Origin of the sequence: Bacteroides stercoris ATCC 43183 (assembly GCF_025147325.1) — a bacterium.
GTDB classification, from domain to species: Bacteria; Bacteroidota; Bacteroidia; order Bacteroidales; family Bacteroidaceae; genus Bacteroides; species Bacteroides stercoris.
Window position 1 is genome coordinate 443,972 of record NZ_CP102262.1, and the last position, 23,849, is coordinate 467,820.

The 23,849-nt window shown below is 42.9% G+C and carries 29 protein-coding genes; all 29 read right to left on the reverse strand.

The features are described from left to right. Positions 1–5 precede the first annotated feature (5 nt). A complete protein-coding gene (gene map, locus NQ565_RS01735) occupies positions 6–806 on the reverse strand; it encodes a type I methionyl aminopeptidase (protein WP_005656511.1) in 801 nt (266 codons plus the stop codon). Between the two features lie 13 nt (positions 807–819). Further along, positions 820–2,163 (reverse strand): preprotein translocase subunit SecY, encoded by a 1,344-nt coding sequence (gene secY, locus NQ565_RS01740; RefSeq protein ID WP_005656513.1) that lies wholly within the window; start codon positions 2,161–2,163, stop codon positions 820–822. A 4-nt stretch (positions 2,164–2,167) separates the two neighbouring features. Further along, positions 2,168–2,614 (reverse strand): 50S ribosomal protein L15, encoded by a 447-nt coding sequence (gene rplO / locus NQ565_RS01745; RefSeq protein ID WP_004291221.1) that lies wholly within the window; start codon positions 2,612–2,614, stop codon positions 2,168–2,170. Positions 2,615–2,644: 30 nt separating this feature from the next. Continuing rightward, a complete protein-coding gene (rpmD, locus tag NQ565_RS01750) occupies positions 2,645–2,821 on the reverse strand; it encodes a 50S ribosomal protein L30 (protein WP_004291222.1) in 177 nt (58 codons plus the stop codon). Positions 2,822–2,832: 11 nt separating this feature from the next. Then, positions 2,833–3,351 carry a 30S ribosomal protein S5 gene (gene rpsE / locus NQ565_RS01755; protein WP_005656517.1) on the reverse strand — a complete coding sequence of 173 codons (519 nt, stop codon included), beginning with the start codon at positions 3,349–3,351 and terminating at the stop codon, positions 2,833–2,835. 5 nt (positions 3,352–3,356) lie between these two features. Next, on the reverse strand, positions 3,357–3,701 hold the full coding sequence (gene rplR / locus NQ565_RS01760; RefSeq protein WP_005656518.1) for a 50S ribosomal protein L18: 345 nt from the start codon (positions 3,699–3,701) through the stop codon (positions 3,357–3,359). Between the two features lie 20 nt (positions 3,702–3,721). Further along, positions 3,722–4,291, reverse strand: coding sequence for a 50S ribosomal protein L6 (gene rplF / locus NQ565_RS01765; protein WP_005656520.1), 570 nt, complete (start codon positions 4,289–4,291; stop codon positions 3,722–3,724). Between the two features lie 15 nt (positions 4,292–4,306). Then, the gene (rpsH, locus tag NQ565_RS01770) at positions 4,307–4,702 is read right to left on the reverse strand and encodes a 30S ribosomal protein S8 (RefSeq protein WP_005656522.1); all 396 of its coding nucleotides are present in this window, start codon (positions 4,700–4,702) and stop codon (positions 4,307–4,309) included. 55 nt (positions 4,703–4,757) lie between these two features. Continuing rightward, on the reverse strand, positions 4,758–5,057 hold the full coding sequence (gene rpsN / locus NQ565_RS01775) for a 30S ribosomal protein S14 (RefSeq protein WP_005656523.1): 300 nt from the start codon (positions 5,055–5,057) through the stop codon (positions 4,758–4,760). A 4-nt stretch (positions 5,058–5,061) separates the two neighbouring features. Continuing rightward, a complete protein-coding gene (gene rplE, locus NQ565_RS01780) occupies positions 5,062–5,619 on the reverse strand; it encodes a 50S ribosomal protein L5 (protein ID WP_004294559.1) in 558 nt (185 codons plus the stop codon). After that, positions 5,619–5,939 (reverse strand): 50S ribosomal protein L24, encoded by a 321-nt coding sequence (gene rplX, locus NQ565_RS01785; RefSeq protein ID WP_005656526.1) that lies wholly within the window; start codon positions 5,937–5,939, stop codon positions 5,619–5,621. The genes rplE and rplX overlap by 1 nt, the downstream gene beginning before the upstream one ends. A 20-nt stretch (positions 5,940–5,959) precedes the next feature. Further along, positions 5,960–6,325: a 50S ribosomal protein L14 gene (gene rplN, locus NQ565_RS01790; RefSeq protein WP_005656528.1), complete on the reverse strand. Its 366-nt coding sequence runs from the start codon at positions 6,323–6,325 to the stop codon at positions 5,960–5,962. A gap of 2 nt (positions 6,326–6,327) precedes the next feature. Continuing rightward, on the reverse strand, positions 6,328–6,597 hold the full coding sequence (gene rpsQ, locus NQ565_RS01795) for a 30S ribosomal protein S17 (RefSeq protein ID WP_005656533.1): 270 nt from the start codon (positions 6,595–6,597) through the stop codon (positions 6,328–6,330). Further along, positions 6,594–6,791 (reverse strand): 50S ribosomal protein L29, encoded by a 198-nt coding sequence (rpmC, locus tag NQ565_RS01800; RefSeq protein ID WP_005656537.1) that lies wholly within the window; start codon positions 6,789–6,791, stop codon positions 6,594–6,596. The genes rpsQ and rpmC overlap by 4 nt, the downstream gene beginning before the upstream one ends. Before the next feature lie 5 nt (positions 6,792–6,796). Further along, a complete protein-coding gene (gene rplP / locus NQ565_RS01805; protein WP_005656538.1) occupies positions 6,797–7,231 on the reverse strand; it encodes a 50S ribosomal protein L16 in 435 nt (144 codons plus the stop codon). A 21-nt stretch (positions 7,232–7,252) separates the two neighbouring features. Then, a complete protein-coding gene (gene rpsC / locus NQ565_RS01810) occupies positions 7,253–7,984 on the reverse strand; it encodes a 30S ribosomal protein S3 (RefSeq protein WP_005656540.1) in 732 nt (243 codons plus the stop codon). A gap of 5 nt (positions 7,985–7,989) precedes the next feature. Beyond that, a complete protein-coding gene (gene rplV / locus NQ565_RS01815; protein ID WP_004291236.1) occupies positions 7,990–8,400 on the reverse strand; it encodes a 50S ribosomal protein L22 in 411 nt (136 codons plus the stop codon). Positions 8,401–8,436: 36 nt separating this feature from the next. Then, entirely contained in the window at positions 8,437–8,706 is a 270-nt protein-coding gene (rpsS, locus tag NQ565_RS01820) for a 30S ribosomal protein S19 (protein ID WP_002558070.1), read from the reverse strand. A 20-nt stretch (positions 8,707–8,726) separates the two neighbouring features. After that, complete coding sequence (gene rplB, locus NQ565_RS01825; RefSeq protein WP_005656545.1) at positions 8,727–9,551, reverse strand: 50S ribosomal protein L2; 825 nt, start codon at positions 9,549–9,551, stop codon at positions 8,727–8,729. A gap of 5 nt (positions 9,552–9,556) precedes the next feature. Continuing rightward, positions 9,557–9,850: a 50S ribosomal protein L23 gene (rplW, locus tag NQ565_RS01830; protein WP_005656548.1), complete on the reverse strand. Its 294-nt coding sequence runs from the start codon at positions 9,848–9,850 to the stop codon at positions 9,557–9,559. Positions 9,851–9,866: 16 nt separating this feature from the next. Further along, entirely contained in the window at positions 9,867–10,493 is a 627-nt protein-coding gene (gene rplD / locus NQ565_RS01835; RefSeq protein ID WP_005656554.1) for a 50S ribosomal protein L4, read from the reverse strand. Then, entirely contained in the window at positions 10,493–11,110 is a 618-nt protein-coding gene (gene rplC, locus NQ565_RS01840) for a 50S ribosomal protein L3 (RefSeq protein WP_005656556.1), read from the reverse strand. Before rplC ends, rplD begins: the two co-directional genes overlap by 1 nt. A gap of 19 nt (positions 11,111–11,129) precedes the next feature. Continuing rightward, positions 11,130–11,435 (reverse strand): 30S ribosomal protein S10, encoded by a 306-nt coding sequence (gene rpsJ / locus NQ565_RS01845; protein ID WP_004291244.1) that lies wholly within the window; start codon positions 11,433–11,435, stop codon positions 11,130–11,132. 90 nt (positions 11,436–11,525) lie between these two features. Further along, a complete protein-coding gene (fusA, locus tag NQ565_RS01850; protein WP_005656558.1) occupies positions 11,526–13,643 on the reverse strand; it encodes an elongation factor G in 2,118 nt (705 codons plus the stop codon). A 56-nt stretch (positions 13,644–13,699) separates the two neighbouring features. Then, complete coding sequence (rpsG, locus tag NQ565_RS01855; protein WP_005656559.1) at positions 13,700–14,176, reverse strand: 30S ribosomal protein S7; 477 nt, start codon at positions 14,174–14,176, stop codon at positions 13,700–13,702. Between the two features lie 154 nt (positions 14,177–14,330). After that, on the reverse strand, positions 14,331–14,732 hold the full coding sequence (gene rpsL / locus NQ565_RS01860) for a 30S ribosomal protein S12 (RefSeq protein WP_004291249.1): 402 nt from the start codon (positions 14,730–14,732) through the stop codon (positions 14,331–14,333). A gap of 116 nt (positions 14,733–14,848) precedes the next feature. Next, positions 14,849–15,160, reverse strand: coding sequence for a DUF3467 domain-containing protein (locus NQ565_RS01865; protein ID WP_016660791.1), 312 nt, complete (start codon positions 15,158–15,160; stop codon positions 14,849–14,851). A 427-nt stretch (positions 15,161–15,587) separates the two neighbouring features. Further along, entirely contained in the window at positions 15,588–19,883 is a 4,296-nt protein-coding gene (gene rpoC / locus NQ565_RS01870) for a DNA-directed RNA polymerase subunit beta' (RefSeq protein ID WP_005656561.1), read from the reverse strand. A 113-nt stretch (positions 19,884–19,996) separates the two neighbouring features. Beyond that, positions 19,997–23,809 (reverse strand): DNA-directed RNA polymerase subunit beta, encoded by a 3,813-nt coding sequence (gene rpoB, locus NQ565_RS01875; protein WP_005656562.1) that lies wholly within the window; start codon positions 23,807–23,809, stop codon positions 19,997–19,999. Positions 23,810–23,849 lie beyond the last annotated feature (40 nt).

Consider the following 23,849-nt stretch of genomic DNA (forward strand, 5'->3'; position numbering starts at 1 on the left):
ACTTCTTAAATTGCTTTATCTCCTAATACTTCTTCAATGAATTTGAACGATGACAGAATATCGGCTTCACCGCTTCTCACTGCTATGGTATGCTCAAAATGAGCGGCGTACTTGCAATCTCTGGTTCTCACCGTCCAGCCATCACGTTCCATTACTATCTGCCGGTTACCTAAAGTTATCATCGGCTCGATTGCGATGCACAACCCCTTTTTCAACATTGTACCGTAACCGCGCTTACCGTAGTTGGGCACCTGGGGATCTTCGTGCATGTCCTTACCGATACCATGACCGACAAACTCGCGCACCACACCATAAGAATTGGACTCGCAATGTTGTTGTATAGCATATCCTATATCACCCAACCGCTTGCCTTGAACAGCATTCTGTATTCCTATATATAATGCTTCCTTAGTAACCTTCAGTAATTTGCGAACTTCTTCGTCAACCTCACCTACACAAAACGTATAGGCCGAGTCGCCACAAAAGCCATTCATATAAGTACCGCAATCAACAGAAACTACATCACCCTCTTTCAGTACTACATTATCACTCGGAATACCATGTACCACCTGCTCGTTTACAGAAGTACAAATCGAAGCCGGAAACGGATCGCCATATTGGTTCGGAAATCCCTTGAAAGTAGGAACAGCCCCATTATCTCTAATGAACTCTTCCGCTACTCTATCCAACTCCTTTGTAGTAACTCCGGGCTTTATAACCTTAGCTATCTCAGCCAACGTTTTTCCTACAAGCAAATTACTCGCACGGAGCAGTTCTATCTCATCTTCAGTTTTAAGAAATATCATTCTTCAAATAAGATTAATACGCAGCCACTGTACCGCTACGGCCTTTAATACGTCCAGATTTCAGCAAACCGTCATAGTGTCTCATCAACAAATGACTTTCAACCTGCTGGAGAGTATCAAGAACCACACCTACAAGAATTAACAAAGACGTACCACCGAAGAATTGAGCAAACTCGGCTTTCACACCGAAGATACCGGCAAATGCAGGCATAATGGCAACCAAAGCCAAGAAGAAAGAACCCGGCAAAGTGATACGTGACATAATCACGTCAATGTACTCTGCTGTTTGCTTTCCCGGTTTGATGCCCGGAATGAAACCGTTGTTTCTCTTCATATCCTCAGCCATCTGAGTCGGGTTAATGGTAATCGCAGTATAGAAATACGTAAACAGTATAATCAATACCGCAAAAATCAAATTATACCAAAAGCTTGTATGATCAGTTAATGCATGTATGAAACCGCTCGCATTATTTACATTTGAAAATCCAACGAGAGTAATAGGAATGAACATGATTGCCTGAGCAAAAATAATAGGCATCACGTTTGCTGCATTTACTTTCAAAGGAATGTATTGTCTTGCACCACCGTATTGCTTGTTACCAACAATCTTCTTTGCGTATTGTACAGGAATCTTTCTTGTACCTTGCACCAGAAGAATGGCAAATGCAATGACAAGCAACAGGACTACAAGTTCAATCAGGAACATAACCAAACCACCGGTCTTATCGGTCATACGGGAAATCAATTCCTGAAATAAAGACTGCGGTAAACGTGCAATAATACCCACCATAATAATCAAGGAGATACCATTACCTATTCCTTTGTCTGTAATTCTCTCACCAAGCCACAAAATAAACATACTTCCAGCCGCCAATATAATGGTAGAAGTAAGCATAAATAGAGTCCAATCTAATGAAGCATTTAAGGAAGGACCAGCCTGCATTTTAAGATTGAGCAAATAAGAAGGAGCCTGAACCAGCAAAATGATAATCGTCAGATAACGGGTGTACTGATTCATTTTTCTTCTACCACTCTCACCTTCACGTTGCAATTTCTGGAAATACGGTACCGCAATACCCAGCAACTGAATCACAATGGAAGCGGAGATATAAGGCATGATACCTAATGCAAAGATAGACGCATTAGAGAACGCTCCTCCAGAAAACATGTTTAACAAGGCTAAAAGACCCTCGCTTGTTTGTTGATGCAACTGTGTCAACATTGACGGATTAATACCCGGCAATACAACATACGAACCGAAACGGTAAATTGCCACAAACAATATGGTAATGAGGATCCGTTGTCTCAGATCCTCAATTTTCCATATATTCTTTAATGTTTCAATAGCTTTTCTCATCGAATTAGAGTTTTACTACTTGTCCACCAGCAGCTTCGATGGCAGCAACCGCAGTCTTAGAGAATGCGTGTGCTTGTACATCCAACTTAGCAGTCAAAGTTCCGTTACCTAATACTTTTACCAACTGGCTTGAAGAAATGAAACCGGCAGCGATGAAGTCATTGATACCTACAGTCTGCAGATTTTTAGCTTCGGCCAATTTCTGAATTGTATCCAAGTTGATAGCCTTATACTCTACACGGTTGATATTTTTAAAGCCAAACTTAGGAACACGACGTTGAAGAGGCATCTGACCACCTTCAAAACCGATTTTCTTAGAGTATCCAGATCTTGATTTAGCTCCTTTATGACCTCTGGTAGAAGTACCTCCCAAACCAGAACCTGGACCGCGTCCGATTCTTTTTCTTGTTTTAGTAGATCCCTCTGCAGGTTTTAAATTACTTAAGTTCATATTGTAATTCGTTTTATATTCAACAAATAATTACTTAACAATGGTAACCAAGTGTTTAACCTTATCCACCATTCCAAGAATTGAAGGAGTGCATTCGTGTTCAACCACACGATTCAACTTATGAAGTCCCAGTGCATCGAGAGTTCTCTTCTGATCAGCAGGAGCACCAATTCTACTTTTAACTTGTTTAATCTTTATAGTCGACATATTCTTCCTCCTTATCCTCTAAATACTTTTTCCATACTAACTCCTCTGTTCTGAGCAACCATACGGGCATCACGCATTTCACTTAATGCCAAGATAGTAGCTTTCACCAAGTTATGTGGGTTGGAAGAACCTTTTGACTTAGCCAAAACATCCGTTACACCAACACTTTCAAGCACTGCACGCATTGCACCACCTGCCACTACACCAGTACCGTGAGAAGCCGGTTTAATGAATACCTCAGCACCGCCAAACTTAGCAGACTGTTCGTGAGGAACCGTACCTTTCAGTACAGGTACTTTAGTCAGGTTCTTTTTTGCTGATTCAACACCCTTAGCAATAGCAGCGGTTACTTCGCCTGCTTTGCCAAGACCCCAACCGATGATACCTTCTTCATTTCCTACTACCACAATAGCAGAAAAACTAAAAGTTCTACCACCTTTGGTTACTTTGGTTACACGATTAATAGCAACCAATCTGTCTTTCAGTTCTATATCGTTTGTAATCTTAACTCTATTATTAAGTCCTGCCATAATGATTAAAATTTAAGTCCACCGTTACGAGCAGCATCAGCCACTTCTTTTACTCTCCCATGATACAAGTAACCATTACGGTCGAAAACAACAGTAGTTATACCTGCTTCCTGAGCCTTCTTTGCAATCAGTTCACCTACTTTGGCAGCCTGTTCCTTCTTAGGCATCTTTTCAGTCATACCCAAAGAAGATGCAGCAGCCAGAGTCTTACCGGACAAATCGTCGATAATCTGAACGTAGATTTGCTTATTGCTTCTAAACACACTCATACGCGGACATTCAGTTGTACCTGAAATCTTATTGCGTACTCTATATTTAATCTTAATACGTCTTTCTATTTTTGTTGTCATAATACTATCAATTTAAATGATTATTTAGCACCGGCTGATTTACCAGACTTTCTACGAATTTCTTCGCCAACAAACTTAATACCTTTACCTTTATACGGTTCAGGCTTACGGAAAGAACGTATTTTAGAGCAAACTTGACCAAGCAATTGTTTGTCGCAAGATTCCAAAAGGATAAGAGGATTCTTGTTTCTCTCAGACTTAGTTTCTACTTTGATCTCAGCAGGCAACTGTATAAAGATACTGTGCGTATAACCTAAGTTCAATTCAATAATATTGCCTTGATTAGAAGCACGGTAACCTACACCGACAAGTTCCAACTCTTTCTTATATCCTTCAGATACACCAACAACCATGTTGTGAACCAATGAACGGTACAGACCGTGGAATGCATGCTTCTGCTTCGGATTATCCAGCATTGCATTTTCATTCTCTGTCAAAACGACATGGCCTTCTTCGATGGCAACATTGATAGCAGGATTTACATATTGGCTCATTTCGCCTTTGGGTCCCTTTACGGTAACCACATCATCCTTCAGAGTAACTGTTACTCCAGCGGGAATACTAATGGGTAATTTTCCTATTCTTGACATTGCTGATTCCTCCTATTAATATACATAACACAAAACTTCACCGCCAATCTTCAGTTCAGCGGCTTCTTTGTTGGTCATTACACCTTTGGAAGTAGATATTATAGCAATACCCAAACCATTAATAACTCGCGGCATCTCTTTGTAACCGGTATATTGACGCAAACCCGGAGAAGAAATTCTTTCCAGCTTCTTGATAGCGTTAACTTTGTTAACCGGATCATACTTCAAGGCAACCTTTATAGTACCTTGAGGACCATCTTCTACAAACTTGTAATTAAGAATGTAGCCTTTTTCAAAAAGAATCTTAGTGATTTCTTTTTTCAAATTTGAAGCGGGAACTTCAACAACTCTGTGCTTTGCTTGAATAGCGTTCCGCAACCTCGTCAAATAATCTGCTATTGGATCAGTCATATAAAAATAAATTAAATTAATCAGGACTGCCCTGACAATATTTAAAAAACAAAAATTACCAGCTTGCTTTCTTTACACCTGGAATAAGACCATTGGATGCCATCTCACGGAACTGAATTCTGGAGATTCCGAACTGACGGATATATCCTTTAGGACGACCTGTCAATTTGCAACGGTTGTGCATACGAATCGGATTAGAATTCTTGGGCAGGTCCTGCAATTTCTGTGCAGCTTCAAAAGCTTCCGCAGGATCACCTGTTCTAACGATTTGCTTCAATGCAGCTCTCTTCTCGGCATATTTGGCTACTAATTTGGCACGCTTTACTTCACGTGCTTTCATTGATTCCTTTGCCATATTATCAATCTTTTTTAGCGTTCTTAAACGGTAAACCGAATTCTTTCAACAAGGCATAACCTTCTTCATCTGTTTGCGCAGAGGTTACAAAGGTAATATTCATTCCGAGAATTCTGGTAATACTATCGATATTAATTTCAGGGAAAATAATTTGTTCCTGAATACCAAGGGTATAGTTACCCTTTCCATCGAACTTACTTTCAATACCCTTGAAGTCACGGATACGCGGCAGAGCTACACGAACCAATTTTTCAAGGAATTCGTACATTCTCTCGCGACGTAAAGTTACCATAACACCAATCGGCATTTTCTTACGCAACTTAAAGTTAGCGATATCTTTACGAGAAATGGTTGCAACGGCCTTCTGACCTGTAATAGCAGTCATTTCATTAATTGCCACTTCGATAATCTTCTTATCAGCAACGGCCATACCCAAACCCTGATTGATAACAATCTTCTTAAGTACGGGTACCTGCATTGAAGAAGAATACTGGAACTGTGATTTCAATGCAGGCGCAATACGCTCTGCATATTCTTTCTTAAGGCTAGCAGTATTACTCATTACTTAATCTCCTCTCCTGATTTTTTAGAATAACGCACTAAAGTGCCGTCAGCACTTAATTTTCTACCAACACGCGTTGCTTTGCCAGTCTTTGGATCAACCGGGTTCAAGTTTGAAATGTGGATAGAAGCTTCTTGCTTCACGATACCACCTTGCGGGTTCTTTGCATTCGGTTTTGTGCTCTTAGACACCATGTTGATACCCTCAACGATTGCACGTTTTTTATCAACAAGAACCTTCAATACACGACCAGTCTTACCTTTGTCTTCACCAGAATTTACGTAAACTGTATCGCCTTTTTTAATATGTAATTTACTCATTACTTAAATCTTTTACAAAATTAAAGTACTTCAGGAGCGAGTGACACAACTTTCATGTTAGCAGCACGAAGTTCACGAGCTACCGGACCGAAAATACGACTACCTCTAATTTCACCTGCATTGTTCAGCAACACGCAAGCATTATCATCAAAACGTATGTAAGAACCATCAGCACGACGGATTTCTTTCTTAGTACGTACGATCAAAGCTTTAGACACTGCACCTTTTTTAATATCACTTGAAGGGATAACGCTTTTTACAGAAACAACAATCACGTCCCCTACTGAAGCATAGCGACGACCTGTACCGCCCAAAACGCGGATACAGAGAGCCTCTTTTGCTCCACTGTTGTCACATACTGTAAGTCTGGATTCTACTTGTATCATAATTACTTAGCTCTTTCAATTATTTCAACCAATCTCCATCTCTTAGTCTTGCTCAAAGGACGAGTTTCCATGATGCGTACAGTATCGCCGATATTGCACTCATTCTTTTCATCATGAGCATGGTACTTCTTCGTCTTACTAACGAACTTACCATATATGGGGTGTTTTTCCTTAAACTTAGCTGCAACAGTAATGGTCTTATCCATCTTATCGCTCAGCACAACCCCTGTTCTTTCTTTTCTTAAATTTCTTGCTTCCATCAAGCTCATCATTTATTGTTAAGTTCTCTCTGGCGTAATTCAGTTTTCATACGCGCAATAGTCCTGCGTAATTGTTTGATCTGAGCAGGATTATCCAAAGGAGAAATAGAATGATTTAAAACCATTTGGCTATAGTTAGCCACTTCTGCTTCTACTCTTTCTACCAAGTCATTGGTAGTCATTTCTTTAATTTCTGCAATTTTCATACTTCTTACGCATTTTGATTTTGGATATCATAATCACGTCTTACCACAAACTTGGTTGTGATAGGAAGCTTCTGTGCAGCTAAGCGCAAAGCTTCTTTTGCGATTTCATAAGATACTCCTTCAGCTTCGATAATAATTCTACCCGGTGTAACAGGAGCAACGAATCCCTCGGGGCTACCTTTACCTTTACCCATACGTACGTCAGCAGGCTTTCTTGTAATAGGCTTATCCGGGAAAATACGAATCCAAATCTGTCCTTGACGTTGCATATATCTTGTTACTGCAATACGCGCAGCTTCAATCTGACGGCCTGTAATCCACTTCGTCTCCAAGGCCTTAATACCAAAAGAACCGAAAGCCAGTTGGTTTCCTCTTTGGGCATTACCTTTTTGACGGCCTTTTTGTTGTCTTCTGAATTTTGTCTTTTTCGGTTGTAACATAATTCCTAAAAATCAAATTCGTTAGCGATTATTTTTCTTTCTTTTGAAGTTCTTTCCGCCATTGTTTCCGCTATTGCTTCCACGACCGCTTTCTTTGCTTTGCGTAAAGTTCGGAGCCAACTCTCTTTTACCATAAACTTCACCTCTACAAATCCAAACTTTAATACCGAGAAGACCTACTTTAGTCAATGCTTCTGCATGACAATAGTCGATGTCTGCTCTGAAAGTGTGCAGCGGAGTTCTTCCTTCTTTATACATTTCAGAACGGGCCATTTCTGCACCATTCAAACGTCCTGAAATCTGAATTTTGATACCTTCCGCACCCATACGCATTGTGTTGGCAATAGCCATTTTGATAGCGCGACGGTAGGCAATTTTACCTTCTACCTGACGGGCGATGTTGTTAGCCACGATAACAGCGTCCAACTCAGGTCTTTTCACTTCGAAGATATTGATCTGGATATCTTTATCAGTGACCTTCTTCAACTCTTCTTTCAACTTATCAACTTCTTGGCCACCCTTACCGATAATGATACCCGGACGTGCTGTACAAACGGTAATAGTCACGAGTTTCAGTGTACGTTCGATTACAATTCTTGAAACACTTGCTTTAGCAAGACGAGCGTTCAAATATTTACGAATCTTGCTATCTTCCAGCAAAGAGTCGCCGTAATTCTTTCCACCATACCAATTGGAATCCCAGCCTCTGATAATTCCTAAACGGTTGCTTATTGGATTAACTTTTTGTCCCATTTACCTTAATTTTGATCTTCGTTATTACTTTTAGAACCAACGAACAACGTTACGTGGTTTGAACGCTTGCGGATTCTGTAACCTCTACCCTGCGGAGCCGGTCTCATTCTTTTGAGTGTAGCGCCACCATCAACAAAAATCTTGGTTACGAACAGCTCGCCGCTTTCAGCTTTACGTTCGTTTTTCTGCTCCCAGTTAGCAATTGCAGAGCGCAGCAATTTTTCCACTCTGGCGGCAGCCTCTTTTGAGGAGAACTTCAAAACGCCGAGTGCTCTGTTCACTTCCATCCCACGAATCATGTCAGCCACGAGACGCATTTTACGGGGGGAAGTAGGAACATTTTGCAATTTCGCAAAATACATGGTCTTAAGGGCTTCTTTTCTTTTTTCAGCCGATATTTTTTTTCTTGCTCCCATTATATTATTACTTTATTATTTCAGATAAATCCTGTCTTATTTTTTCTTGTTACCAGCGTGTCCTCTGAATGTACGAGTTGGAGCAAATTCGCCCAACTTGTGTCCTACCATGTTTTCGGTAACATAAACAGGAATAAATTTATTTCCATTGTGAACTGCAACAGTATGGCCTACAAAATCAGGCGAAATCATTGAAGCTCTGGCCCAAGTCTTAACTACCACTTTCTTGCCCGATTCATTCATGGCAAGCACTTTCTTCTCAAGCTTAACGTTAATATACGGACCTTTTTTTAATGAACGACTCATAATTTACTCAATTAATCAGATTACTTCTTTCTTCTCTCAATAATATACTTAGACGATTGTTTCTTCGGAGCTCTTGTCTTAAGGCCCTTAGCATACAATCCCTTACGAGATCTCGGGTGTCCTCCTGAAGCACGTCCTTCACCACCACCCATCGGGTGATCAACCGGGTTCATAACAACACCACGGTTACGCGGACGACGTCCTAACCAACGAGAACGTCCAGCTTTACCTGAACTTTCCAATCCATGATCTGAGTTACCAACGCTACCGATAGTAGCCTTACATGTGCTGAGGATCTGACGAACCTCGCCTGAAGGCAACTTGATAACGCAGTATCTACCTTCTCTTGAAGTCAATTGAGCGAAGTTACCGGCTGAACGAACCAAAGCAGCGCCTTGACCCGGACGTAATTCGATGTTGTGAATTACAGTACCGACCGGAATATTCTGAAGCGGAAGAGCATTTCCGATTTCCGGAGCAGCAGTTTCACCTGACATCAAAGTCGCACCAACTTGCAATCCATTGGGAGCAATAATATATCTTTTTTCACCATCTGCATAAAACAACAGAGCGATACGAGCCGAACGGTTCGGATCGTATTCAATTGTTTTAACCACTGCAGGTACACCGTCTTTATTTCTCTTGAAGTCTACGATACGGATAATCTTCTTACTACCGCCACCGATGTAGCGCATGGTCATTTTACCTGTATTGTTACGACCGCCGGAAGATTTCTTACCAAATACAAGAGACTTTTCTGGTACTCGTGCAGTAATTTCTTCGAAAGTACCAATAATTTTATGTCTTTGCCCCGGTGTTGTGGGCTTAAATTTACGTACTGCCATTTCTTTTAAATATTGCTATAAAAATCAATAGTATCTCCTTCTTTCAACGTAACAACAGCTTTTTTGTAAGCGTTTGTACGTCCGTTGATGATACCTGCGCGTGTATAACGGCTCTTGTTCTTGCCGGCATAACGAATTGTATTCACATCAACCACGGTAACGTTGTAAAGGGCTTCAACTTCGTTCTTAATTTCCAGTTTATTAGCTTCAGGACGCACGATAAAGCCGAAACGATTGTTCGACTTATCAGTAATTGCAGTCATCTTCTCTGTCACTAACGGTTTAATAATAATTCCCATTATTTAAGCCTCCTTTTTACATTAAGATATTGTCGATAGCAGAAAGTGCACTTTCAGCAAACACAACAACTCCAGCGTCCAATACTCTGTAAGTATTTAACCCTGAGATAGTCTGCACATTAGCGCCCTTTACGTTACGAGCCGACAAATATACGTTTTTATTTGCTTCCGGTAAAACAACAAGCAGCTTTTTGTCAGAAACTTTAAGATTTTTTGTCATAGCAACAAAATCTTTTGTCTTAGGAGCTTCAAAGTTGAAGTCTTCTACTACAATGATGGCATTGTTCTGAGCCTTATATGCCAAAGCTGACTTACGTGCCAGAGCTTTTACTTTCTTATTCAGTTTGAAGTAGTAATCTCTCGGTTTCGGACCAAATACACGTCCACCACCAACGAGTACCGGTGAGTTCATGTCACCACGACGTGCACCACCGCCACCTTTCTGGCGACCGATTTTACGAGTAGAACCGCTGATTTCGCTTCTTTCCTTTGACTTGTGTGTACCCTGACGCTGGTTAGCCATAAACTGTTTAACGTCCAAGTAGATAGCGTGGTCGTTGGGCTCAATTCCGAAGATAGACTCGTTTAACGTAATCTTTCTCCCAGTGTCTTCACCTTTAATGTTATATACGTTAACTTCCATTATTTCTCAATTATTACGATTGAACCTTTGCAACCAGGAACAGAACCCTTAATCAAAAGGAGATTGTGCTCCGCGATTACTTTTAATACTTGCAGATTTTGAACAGTTACTCTGTCACCACCAAGTTGTCCGCCCATGCGCATTCCCTTGAATACTTTTGCAGGGTAAGAACAAGCACCGATAGAACCCGGTTTACGGGCACGGTTGTGCTGACCGTGAGTAGTCTGACCTACACCACCGAAACCATGACGTTTCACAACACCCTGGAAGCCTTTACCTTTGGAAGTACCTACAACGTCTACATAATCAGCGCCTTCGAACAATTCTACGGTAACAGTATCACCCAGATTCAATTCTGTCTCAAATTCTTTGAACTCAGCCAAGTGTTTCTTGGGAGTTACTCCAGCTTTCTTAAAGTGGCCCATAAGAGGCTTTGTAGTGTGCTTTTCCTTCTTGTCCTGGAAACCCAACTGAACAGCTTGATAGCCGTCCTTTTCTACAGTTTTCACTTGAGTAACAACACAAGGACCTGCTTCGATAACAGTGCATGGTACATTCTTACCCTCGGCACTGAAAACGGATGTCATTCCGATTTTTTTTCCTAATAATCCTGGCATTTCACTTAATTTTTAATACTTACACTTTGATTTCTACTTCCACACCACTCGGTAACTCCAACTTCATCAGAGCATCTACTGTCTTAGCTGTTGAGCTATAGATGTCGATTAATCTCTTGTAAGAAGAGAGTTCGAATTGTTCACGCGACTTCTTGTTAACGAAAGTCGAACGGTTTACGGTAAAGATACGCTTATGCGTAGGGAGAGGAATTGGACCGCTAACGATAGCGCCTGTTGTCTTCACCGTTCTTACAATCTTCTCAGCTGACTTGTCAACCAAGTTGTGGTCGTAAGATTTCAGTTTGATTCTAATTTTTTGACTCATTACTGTCTTAGTTATTAATAGTGTTATTATATAAGATAAAGTCCCGTAGGTTAAGAGTCATTCGCTAACCTACGGACTTTAGTTATTATTTTAGATTAAGTCTGTACGACCTTTTACTTCTTCCAATACTGCCTTGGCAATAGAGTTGGAAACCTGAGCGTGGTGAGAATATGCCATTGAAGAAGTTGCACGACCAGAAGTGATAGTACGCAACGCAGTTACGTAACCGAACATTTCTGCCAGCGGAACCATTGCCTTCACGATACGAGCACCTGAACGGCTTGATTCCATACCTTCTACCTGACCGCGACGCTTGTTCAAGTCACCGATAACGTCACCCATGTTTTCTTCCGGAGTAACAACTTCCAGCTTCATGATAGGCTCCATCAATACCGGACCTGCCTTAGCGCAAGCGTTCTTGTATGCCTGGATAGCACAGATTTCAAATGACAACTGGTCAGAGTCAACCGGGTGGAAAGAACCGTCGATCAAAGTTACCTTCAGTGAATCCAACGGATAACCGGCCAATACACCGTTCTTCATTGCAGTTGTGAAACCTTTCTGTACAGACGGGATAAATTCCTTAGGAATATTACCGCCCTTCACTTCGTCAACAAACTGCAAGCCGCCTTGAGTAAAGTCCTCATCAACCGGACCGATGTTCACGATGATATCGGCAAACTTACCACGACCACCAGACTGTTTCTTATAAACTTCGCGCAAGTTAACAGTCTTCGTGATAGCCTCCTTATAGTTAACCTGAGGTTTACCCTGGTTACACTCAACCTTGAATTCACGCTTCAGACGGTCGATGATAATATCCAAGTGAAGCTCACCCATACCGGAAATAACTGTCTGACCTGTCTGTTCGTCAGTCTTAACCGTAAACGTCGGGTCTTCTTCAGCCAATTTAGCCAAACCGTTAGACAGTTTATCCATATCCTTCTGAGTCTTAGGCTCAACTGCGATACCGATTACCGGTTCGGGGAAGTCCATAGATTCCAATACGATCGGTGCGGTTTCGTCGCACAGCGTATCACCGGTATGGATATCCTTGAAGCCTACACCGGCACCAATATCACCGGCGCCAATCACCTCAACAGGATTCTGTTTATTTGAGTGCATCTGGAACAGACGTGAAACACGTTCTTTCTTACCAGAGCGAGAGTTATAAATATAAGAACCGGCTTCAATCTTACCTGAATAAACACGGAAGAAAGTCAGACGGCCTACATACGGGTCGGTTGCAATCTTGAACGCCAAAGCAGAAGTCTTTTCATCCTCGCTCGGCTTACGGTCTTCTTCAGCACCGGTTTCAGGGTTTGTACCAACCACATTCTCTGTATCCAGCGGAGAAGGCAAGAATGCACAAACATAGTCAAGCAAAGTCTGTACACCCTTATTCTTGAATGAAGAACCACACAACATAGGAACAACAGCCATCTGTACTGTAGCGTTGCGAAGAGCTCTCAATATTTCTTCTTCCGTAATAGTAGAAGGATCATCGAAATATTTCTCCATCAAAGCATCGTCGAACTCAGCTACTTTTTCGAGCATCTTATCTCTCCATTCGTTAGCTTCGTCTACCAAATTAGCAGGGATTTCCTCTACTGTATAGTCGGCACCCATAGTTTCGTCATGCCAGTAGATAGCTTTCATCTTGATAAGGTCTACCAAACCTTTGAAAGATTCCTCAGCACCGATAGGCACAACGATAGGACAAGGATTAGCACCCAAAACGTCCTTCATCTGACGAACAACCTCAAAGAAGTCGGCACCCGAACGGTCCATTTTGTTAACGTATGCGATACGCGGTACGTTATATTTATCAGCCTGACGCCAAACAGTTTCAGATTGCGGTTCAACGCCACCAACTGCACAATAAGCAGCAACAGCGCCGTCAAGAATACGCAAAGAACGCTCTACCTCAGCGGTAAAGTCAACGTGTCCCGGAGTATCAATCAAGTTGATTTTATAAGTATTACCGGCATATTTCCAACGAGTGGTAGTAGCAGCGGAAGTAATAGTGATACCACGTTCCTGTTCTTGCTCCATCCAGTCCATTGTAGCGGCACCATCGTGCACCTCACCGATTTTGTGAGTCAAACCCGTATAAAACAAAATACGTTCAGAGGTTGTTGTCTTTCCGGCATCGATGTGGGCCATGATACCGATATTACGTGTCAAATGTAAATCATTCTTTGCCATTTTCTAATTCCTTTTACTTTAAGTTTTTAATCTTTGATTGGTTATCTCTTATAGTATTAGAATCTGAAATGAGCAAACGCACGGTTAGCCTCAGCCATTCTGTGCATATCTTCTTTACGTTTGAAAGCACCGCCTTGTTCATTGAAAGCATCCATGATTTCAGCAGCCAGCTTGTCAGCCATTGATTTACCGCCACGCTTGCGGGCAAAGATAATCAAATTCTTCATAGAAATTGACTCCTTGCGGTCAGGACGAATTTCAGTAGGAACTTGGAAAGTAGCACCACCTACACGGCGAGACTTCACTTCCACTTGAGGAGTTACGTTGTCCAAAGCTTTTTTCCAGATTTCAAGAGCTGATTTCTCTTCATTCTGCATTTTGTTCTTCACTGTTTCCAAAGCGGCGTAGAAGATTTCATAAGAAGTATTCTTCTTTCCGTCGTACATCAGGTGGTTAACGAACTTGGAAACTTTCACATCATTAAAAACGGGATCCGGAAGGATGATACGTTTTTTAGGTTTTGCTTTTCTCATTTGTCTGAAAGAATAATGTTTTTCGTTCTTGGTTGTTTACTTCTGTCTTCTTCAACTCTCCCTCCGGAGTGTTTACTCAACCTTTAGCATTTCCAACAAACTAAAACGTAAGTTATTACTTTTAATTTTACTGTTTATCAGTTTGGCCGCCTAATTATTTCTTCTTAGCGGGAGCAGCCTGTCCCGGTTTCGGACGTTTAGCACCGTATTTAGAACGTCTTTGGGTACGGTTAGCAACACCTGCGGTATCCAAAGTACCACGAACGATGTGATAACGTACACCCGGAAGGTCTTTTACACGACCGCCGCGAACCAATACGATTGAGTGTTCCTGCAAGTTGTGACCTTCTCCCGGAATGTAAGAGTTCACCTCTTTACCGTTAGTCAAACGTACACGAGCTACTTTACGCATAGCTGAATTCGGTTTCTTCGGAGTGGTTGTATACACTCTCACGCAAACGCCACGTCTTTGAGGACAAGAATCCAAGGCTGGAGACTTACTTTTCTCTACCAAAACCTCGCGTCCTTTTCTTACTAATTGCTGAATTGTAGGCATTTTAATTGTTTTTAGTTATATATTATGTTTATATTAATTCAAAACTATATACTTTTGGGCTGCAAAGATACTAATAAGTTTTGAATAATCAATGCACTACAAGTTTTTTTTTGATTTTATGCTTCACCCTTAATGTTAGGCAATGGCGGAATAGGTTGCTCATCCGGCATGCGGATAGGGCCGAAAGCACGTTCATATTTACCAACATTTTCTTCAAGCGCACGCAGCAGACGCTTGGCGTGTTCGGGTGCCAATACAATACGCGATTGAACTCCGGCTTTGGGCATTCCCGGCATTACCCGAATAAAATCCATGATAAACTCCGAACTGGAATGAGTGATAATGGCAAGATTGGCATACGTGCCTTGGGCCACTTCTTCTTTCAGCTCTATCTGTAACTGTCCGTTATTATTTTCCTGATTTTCCATATTATCGTATATCATTATAATTGAATGACAAATATACTTCTTTCATTCCGACACACAAAATACTCCAAGATAAAAGTAACAGTACGACCTGAACAAAAAAGGCACTTGATATGTCCTGAAATTGCATGGTCTGTTCGTATAGAACACATCGTCTGATTTACCTGAACAGACCATGCGTTTACCCCAAACCGATGGTCTGTTTTATTTGAGGCAATAGCATGCTTCCCCCTCCTCCCCTTCACCCTCAAACATCCATGAATAAAAGGTTGTGAAGGGGGCATGCAAATCTTTATTTTGCTATTACATTACACTCTTCTTACATCAGACCGAAAAGAGAGCCGGTTTGCAACAAATATAAAAAAAGAAGAGAATCCCGGGAGATCCTCTTCTTTCACTATAAAAATTACTGATTGTATTAACGTAGTAATTACTCTTCTACCTTATCATCAACTGCATAATCGAGCACCGTTTTCTTGTTGGCAAGCATACGATCGTACTCTTCTTTCGAACCGACAATAATCTTCTCGAATTCGCGCTGACCTGTACCGGCAGGAATCAAGTGACCGCAGATAACATTCTCTTTCATACCTTCCAGACGGTCTACCTTTCCGTTGATAGCAGCTTCGTTGAGTACCTTCGTCGTTTCCTGGAAAGAAGCGGCAGACATAAAGCTTGAAGTCTGCAAAGCCGCACGGGTAATACCTTGAAGAATCTGTGTAGAGGTAGCAGGCACAGCATCACGTACTGAAACGGGTTTCAAGTCACGGCGCTTCAGCATGGAGTTTTCGTCGCGCAACTTGCGGGCAGTAACAATCTGTCCCGGTTGCAGGTTCTGAGAATCTCCGGCATCTACTACAACTTTCTTGCCCCAGATACGGTCGTTCTCTTCCATGAATTCGAGCTTATCCACTACCTGTTGTTCCAAGAAGCGGGTATCGCCCGGTTCATCGATTTCAACCTTACGCATCATCTGACGAACGATAATTTCAAAGTGCTTATCGTTAATCTTCACACCTTGCAGACGATAAACGTCCTGTACTTCGTTTACGATATATTCCTGTACTGCCGTAGGACCTTTAATGGCAAGGATATCGGCAGGGGTAATGGCACCGTCAGACAACGGAGTACCGGCACGCACGTAGTCGTTCTCCTGTACCAGTATCTGTTTGGACAGTGGTACGAGATATTTCTTAACTTCTCCGGTCTTAGAGGTAACGATAATTTCGCGGTTACCACGTTTCACCTTACCCATTGTGACCTCACCGTCAATTTCGGAAACCACAGCAGGATTGGACGGGTTACGTGCCTCGAACAATTCGGTAACACGAGGAAGACCACCCGTGATATCACCCGCCTTACCAACGGCACGCGGAATCTTCACGATTACTTCACCGGCTTTTACCTTCTGTCCGTTTTCCACTACTACGTGACCACCCACAGGAAGGTTATAGGTACGGATAAGTTCGCCATCTTCAGTCATGATGTGCGCTGTAGGCACTTTCGTCTTGTCCTTAGACTCAATGATGATGATTTCGCGCAAACCGGTAGATTCATCGGACTCTACCTTATAGGTAACGTTTTCAATAACGCCTTCAAACTCAATCTTACCGGTAGCTTCGGTAATGATAACTGCGTTGAACGGGTCCCAACGGGCTATAAGTTTGCCTTTCTCTACTACTTCACCATCCGCTGCATAGAGTGTAGAACCATAAGGCACGTTATGCGTAGAAAGTATGATACCTGTATTGACATCTACGAAACGTACTTCTGCCAGACGGCCTACTACCACCTTAGCCGGTTCGCCTGCTTCGTCAATAATATCTACTGTACGGAGTTCTTCAAATTCCAGACGGGAAGGATTCTTGGCAACAATACTTGCATTGGCAGCGATATTGGCTGCCGTACCACCGGCATGGAACGTACGCAACGTCAACTGTGTACCCGGCTCACCGATAGACTGCGCAGCGATTACACCGACAGCTTCACCTTTCTGAACCATACGGCTTGTAGCCAGATTACGGCCGTAGCACTTGGCACAAACACCCTTCTTGGATTCACAAGTCAATACAGAACGGATTTCAACGCTCTCAATCGGAGAGTCTTCAATCTTCTGTGCAATGGCTTCAGTGATTTCTTCACCACCTGCAACAAGCAATTCACCGGTTGTGGGGTGAACGATATCATGTACGGATACACGTCCCAGAATACGTTCGTACAATGTAGCGATTGTCTCATCGTTATTCTTCAAAGCTGTACAAACCAGTCCGCGAAGCGTACCGCAGTCTTCTTCGTTGATAATCACATCGTGAGATACGTCAACCAGACGACGGGTCAAGTATCCGGCGTCGGCCGTCTTCAAAGCGGTATCGGCAAGACCCTTACGAGCACCGTGAGTAGAGATAAAGTACTCCAACACGGAAAGACCTTCCTTAAAGTTAGAAAGAATCGGGTTCTCGATAATCTGACCGCCTTCGGCACCTGCCTTCTGGGGTTTCGCCATCAAACCACGCATACCGGAAAGCTGACGAATCTGCTCCTTAGAACCACGGGCTCCGGAATCCAACATCATGTATACGGAATTGAATCCCTGATCGTCGCTCGAAATAGTTTTCATCAAAATGTTTGACAACTCGGAGTTTACATGTGTCCAGATATCAATTACCTGGTTGTAACGCTCGTTGTTGGTGATGAAACCCATGTTATAGTTGTTGATTACCTGCTCTACTTCTTCGTAACCTTTCTGCACCAGCGCTTCTTTCTCTTCGGGAATAATAATATCTCCCAAGTTGAACGAAAGACCGCCTTTGAATGCCATCTGATAACCGAGGTTCTTGATTCCATCCAGGAATTCGGCTGCTTCTGCCACACCACAAACCTTGATTACGTGACTGATAATGTCACGAAGTGACTTCTTAGAGATAATCGTATTGATATAACCCGCTTTGGCAGGTACAATTTCGTTTACAATAACACGACCTACCGACGTGTCGTGCATCATCTTGTCTACCACATTGCCGTTTTCGTCAATGTCCTTAACGATAACGCTGATAGGTGCGTGAATGTCGCACTTACCTTCGTTGTAGGCAATAAGCGCTTCTTCCGGACCGTAGAAAGTGAGGCCTTCACCTTTAGCTCCTTTACGCAGTTTGGTGATATAGTACAAACCGAGTACCATATCCTGTGCGGGCACTGTGATAGGCGCACCGTTGGCAGGGTTCAAGATATTATGTGACTGGAGCATCAGCATCTGTGCTTCCAGAATAGCTTCGTTGCTCAAAGGCAAGTGAACGGCCATCTGGTCACCGTCGAAGTCGGCGTTGAATGCCGTACATGCCAACGGGTGCAACTGGATTGCCTTGCCTTCAATCATCTTCGGCTGGAACGCCTGGATACCCAGACGGTGCAGTGTCGGAGCACGGTTCAACAATACCGGATGTCCTTTCATTACATGTTCCAGAATGTCCCAGATAACAGGTTCCTTACGGTCTACAATCTTCTTGGCACTCTTCACCGTCTTCACAATACCACGCTCGATGAGCTTACGGATAATGAACGGCTTGTAGAGCTCGGCCGCCATGAGTTTAGGAATACCGCACTCACCCATTTTCAGTTCCGGACCTACAACGATTACGGAACGTGCAGAGTAATCGACACGCTTACCCAACAAGTTCTGACGGAAACGTCCCTGCTTACCTTTCAAACTGTCGGAAAGTGACTTCAAAGGACGGTTGGCATCAGTCTTCACTGCGCTTGACTTACGAGAGTTATCGAACAATGAATCGACAGCTTCCTGCAACATACGTTTCTCATTACGTAAAATCACCTCAGGAGCCTTGATTTCAATCAATCTCTTCAAGCGGTTGTTACGGATGATAACGCGACGGTAAAGGTCGTTCAAGTCGGAAGTGGCGAAACGCCCGCCATCCAACGGAACCAACGGACGAAGTTCGGGCGGGATAACCGGTACGATACGTACAATCATCCATTCGGGCTTGTTGCGTCCGCGTGATGCACGGAAAGACTCAACTACCTGCAAACGCTTCAAAGCTTCGCTCTTACGCTGTTGTGAAGCATCGCTGCCTGCACGGTTACGCAGTTCGTAAGACAATGAATCAAGATCAATGCGCGACAGCAAGTCATAAATGGCTTCTGCACCCATCTTGGCAACAAACTTATTGGGGTCTGAATCTTCAAGGTACTGATTATCGCTTGGTAACTTTTCCAACAGATCCAGATATTCTCCTTCTTCAAGCAAATCATACTGTGCCACTTCGCCTTCCAATATACCCGGCTGGATTACTACATAACGTTCGTAGTAAATAATAGCATCGAGTTTCTTGGTCGGTAAACCCAGCAAGTAACCGATTTTATTAGGAAGCGAACGGAAATACCAAATGTGAGCCACCGGCACAACCAGCTGGATGTGTCCCATACGCTCACGACGTACTTTCTTTTCTGTCACTTCCACACCGCAACGGTCACACACAATGCCTTTGTAACGGATACGTTTGTACTTACCGCAATGGCACTCATAATCCTTAATAGGACCGAAGATACGCTCGCAGAACAAACCGTCGCGTTCCGGCTTATACGTCCGATAGTTAATGGTTTCAGGCTTTAAAACTTCACCACTCGAATTCTCAAGGATTTCTTCGGGAGAAGCCAAACCGATAGAGATTTTCGAGAAATTACTCTTTATCTTGTTATCTTTTCTAAAAGCCATACTTTTATATATAATTGATAATTGAGAATTAAAAATTGAAAAACAATGTTGATAAGTCGGGAATTGAGAATCAAGAGACATTAGCTCTCAACCCTCAATTTCCAAATTTCAATTTATTCTAAGTTGATGCTCAAGCCCAAACCTCTCAACTCGTGCAACAATACATTCAGTGATTCAGGAATACCCGGAGCTGGCATCGGCTCACCCTTAACGATTGCTTCATAAGCCTTGGAGCGTCCGACAACATCATCAGACTTGATAGTCAGGATTTCCTGCAGGATATGCGCAGCACCGAATGCTTCGAGCGCCCAAACCTCCATTTCTCCGAAACGCTGACCACCGAACTGTGCCTTACCGCCCAACGGCTGTTGCGTAATAAGCGAATAAGGACCTATAGAACGTGCGTGCATCTTATCTTCAACCATGTGACCGAGTTTCAACATGTATGTCACACCCACTGTAGCCTGCTGTTCGAAAGCCTCACCTGTACCACCATCATACAAAGTGGTTTTACCATAACGGGGCAGACCGGCCTTGTCGGTCCATTCGTTCAGGTCATCCAGCGTAGCACCATCAAAGATAGGCGTAGCAAACTTAACTCCCAAGTTCTTTCCGGCACGTCCCAAAACAGCCTCGAATATCTGACCGATGTTCATACGTGAAGGCACACCCAGCGGATTCAATACAATATCTACCGGAGTACCGTCTGCCAAGAACGGCATGTCTTCCTGACGTACCACGCGTGAAACGATACCTTTGTTACCGTGACGACCGGCCATCTTATCACCAACACCGATCTTACGCTTCTTGGCAATATAAACCTTAGCCATCTGGATAATACCTGCAGGCAACTCGTCACCGATAGTAATAGCAAATTTCTTACGTTTCAACTCTGCATCGAGTTCCTTATATTTCTTGATAAAGTTCGTTACCAGTGCACGGATCAATTCATTGGTATGCTCGTCTTTTGTCCAATTGCTCAACTGAATAGCAGTAAAGTCTATATCACTGAAATCAGAAGCATAGAATTTAGCGCCTTTACTGATTACTTCAGCTCCCATATAGTCTTTCACACCTTCTGAAGTATGATTTTCTGTGAGCTTCAAAAGCTTATTTACCAATATTTTCTCCAAATCAGCCACCTTGCTATCGAACTCATCATCAATCTTCGGCAACAATGCCTTGTCGGCCAATTTAGAACTACGAGTCTTGATAACGCGGGAGAACAGACGTTTACCGATAATCACACCTTTCAAAGAAGGAGATGCCTTCAAAGACGCATCTTTCACATCACCAGCCTTATCACCGAATATGGCACGAAGCAACTTTTCTTCCGGAGAAGGGTCAGACTCGCCTTTCGGAGTAATCTTACCAATCAAAATATCACCCGGCTCGATACGGGCACCTACACGCACAATACCATTCTCGTCAAGGTCTTTGGTAGCCTCTTCACTTACATTAGGAATATCGGAAGTCAACTCTTCCATACCGCGCTTCGTTTCACGAACTTCCAAAGAGTATTCCTCTACGTGTACGGAAGTCAAAAGGTCTTCGCGAACCACACGTTCGTTCAATACGATAGCGTCCTCATAGTTGTATCCCTTCCAAGGCATGTAGGCAACCAACAGGTTCTTACCCAAAGCGAGCTCGCCCTGTTCGGTCGAGTAACCCTCGGTAAGGATTTGTCCCTTCGTCACACGCTGACCTTTCTCGCAAATAGGACGAAGGTCAATCGTCATGTTCTGGTTGGTACGACGCCATTTGGGAATAGTATATTCTTTCAGTGCAGATTCGAAGCTTACAAACTCTTCCTCTTCCGTACGATCGTACAGAATGCGGATAGTCGTAGCATCTACAAAGTCAACCACACCTTCGCCCTCAGCAGTAATCTGCGTACGAGAGTCACGTGCAAGCTGACGTTCGATACCTGTACCTACAATCGGAGCTTCACTCTTCAACAAAGGAACTGCCTGGCGCATCATGTTCGATCCCATCAACGCACGGTTAGCATCGTCATGTTCCAAGAACGGAATCAGAGATGCTGCAATAGAGGCAATCTGCTGTGGCGATACGTCCATCAGCTCTACCTCATCAGGAGCTACAACCGGATAATCGGCATCCTGACGGGATTTTACTTTGTCGCGGACGAAAGTTCCGTCTTCATTCAAAGGTGCATTACCCTGAGCGATAATCTTCTCTTCTTCTTCTTCGGCTGTAAGGTAAACCAAACCTTCATCTGAAAGGTCTACCTTTCCGTTAGCCACCTTGCGGTACGGTGTCTCAATAAAACCAAGCTGATTGATTTTAGCAAACACACAAAGTGAAGATATCAAACCAATGTTCGGACCTTCAGGCGTTTCAATCGGACAAAGACGACCGTAGTGAGTATAGTGTACGTCACGCACCTCAAAACCGGCACGTTCACGTGACAAACCACCGGGACCCAAAGCTGACATACGGCGCTTGTGAGTGATTTCGGCAAGCGGGTTGGTCTGGTCCATGAATTGTGACAAGGCATTTGTTCCGAAGAAAGAATTGATAACGGAAGAAATAGTCTTGGCGTTAATCAAATCGATCGGAGTAAAGACTTCATTGTCACGAACATTCATACGCTCGCGGATAGTACGGGACATACGTGCCAAACCGATAGCAAACTGGTTTGACAACTGTTCGCCTACCGTACGTACACGACGGTTGCTCAAGTGGTCAATATCATCAACATCTGCTTTTGAGTTTATCAACTCAATCAGATACTTGATAATCTCAATGATATCTTCCTTGGTGAGTACACGGACATCCATGTCAGTCGTCAAATTCAACTTTCTGTTGATACGATAACGACCTACATCACCCAAGTCGTATCTCTTTTCTGAGAAGAACAGGTTATTAATAACCTCACGCGCGCTGGCATCATCGGCAGGATCTGCATTACGCAACTGACGATAGATATAAAGCACTGCTTCTTTTTCCGAATTACTGGGGTCCTTCTGCAGAGTGTTATATATGATAGAGTAGTCAGACTGGTTCGGTTCTTCCTTATGTACAAGGATATTCTGAACGCCTGACTCTAATATAATGTCAATATGTTCCGGCTCGATTATAGTTTCACGGTCGATAACCACTTCGTTACGCTCAATAGAAACAACTTCACCGGTATCTTCGTCTACAAAATCCTCAATCCATGTTTTCAATACACGTGCTGCCAACTTACGACCTACAATCTTCTTGAGGTTCGTCTTATTCACTTTCACGTCTTCCGCCAGATTGAAGATTTCAAGAATGTCCTTATCATTCTCAAAACCGATAGCTCTCAGCAAGGTGGTTACCGGTAACTTCTTCTTACGGTCGATATAGGCATACATGACATTGTTGATGTCAGTAGCAAACTCAATCCAAGATCCTTTGAACGGGATGATACGGGCTGAGTACAACTTAGTACCGTTGGCATGCACGCTTTGACCGAAGAATACGCCCGGTGAACGATGAAGCTGCGACACAACAACACGTTCCGCACCATTGATAACGAATGTAGCCTTATCCGTCATATAAGGAATCGGGCCCAGGAATACATCCTGAATAACCGTATCAAAATCTTCGTGGTCAGGGTCGGTACAATATAATTTCAATTTTGCCTTTAAGGGTACGCTATAAGTAAGCCCTCGCTCTATACATTCGTCTATGGTATAGCGCGGCGGATCAATATAGTAGTCCAAAAACTCAAGAACAAAATTATTTCTTGTATCGGCAATGGGGAAGTTTTCAGCAAATACTTTATACAGTCCCTCGTTCTTACGTTTCTCGGGTGGGGTATCCAGTTGTAAAAAGTCTTTGAATGACTTCAATTGTACTTCCAGGAAATCCGGATATTCCAGCGGATTCTTAGTCGAAGCAAAATTAACTCTTTGATTTACAGTATTTGAAGACATCTGTTAATGGATTTGTAGAACTTAATTTTAAATATATACA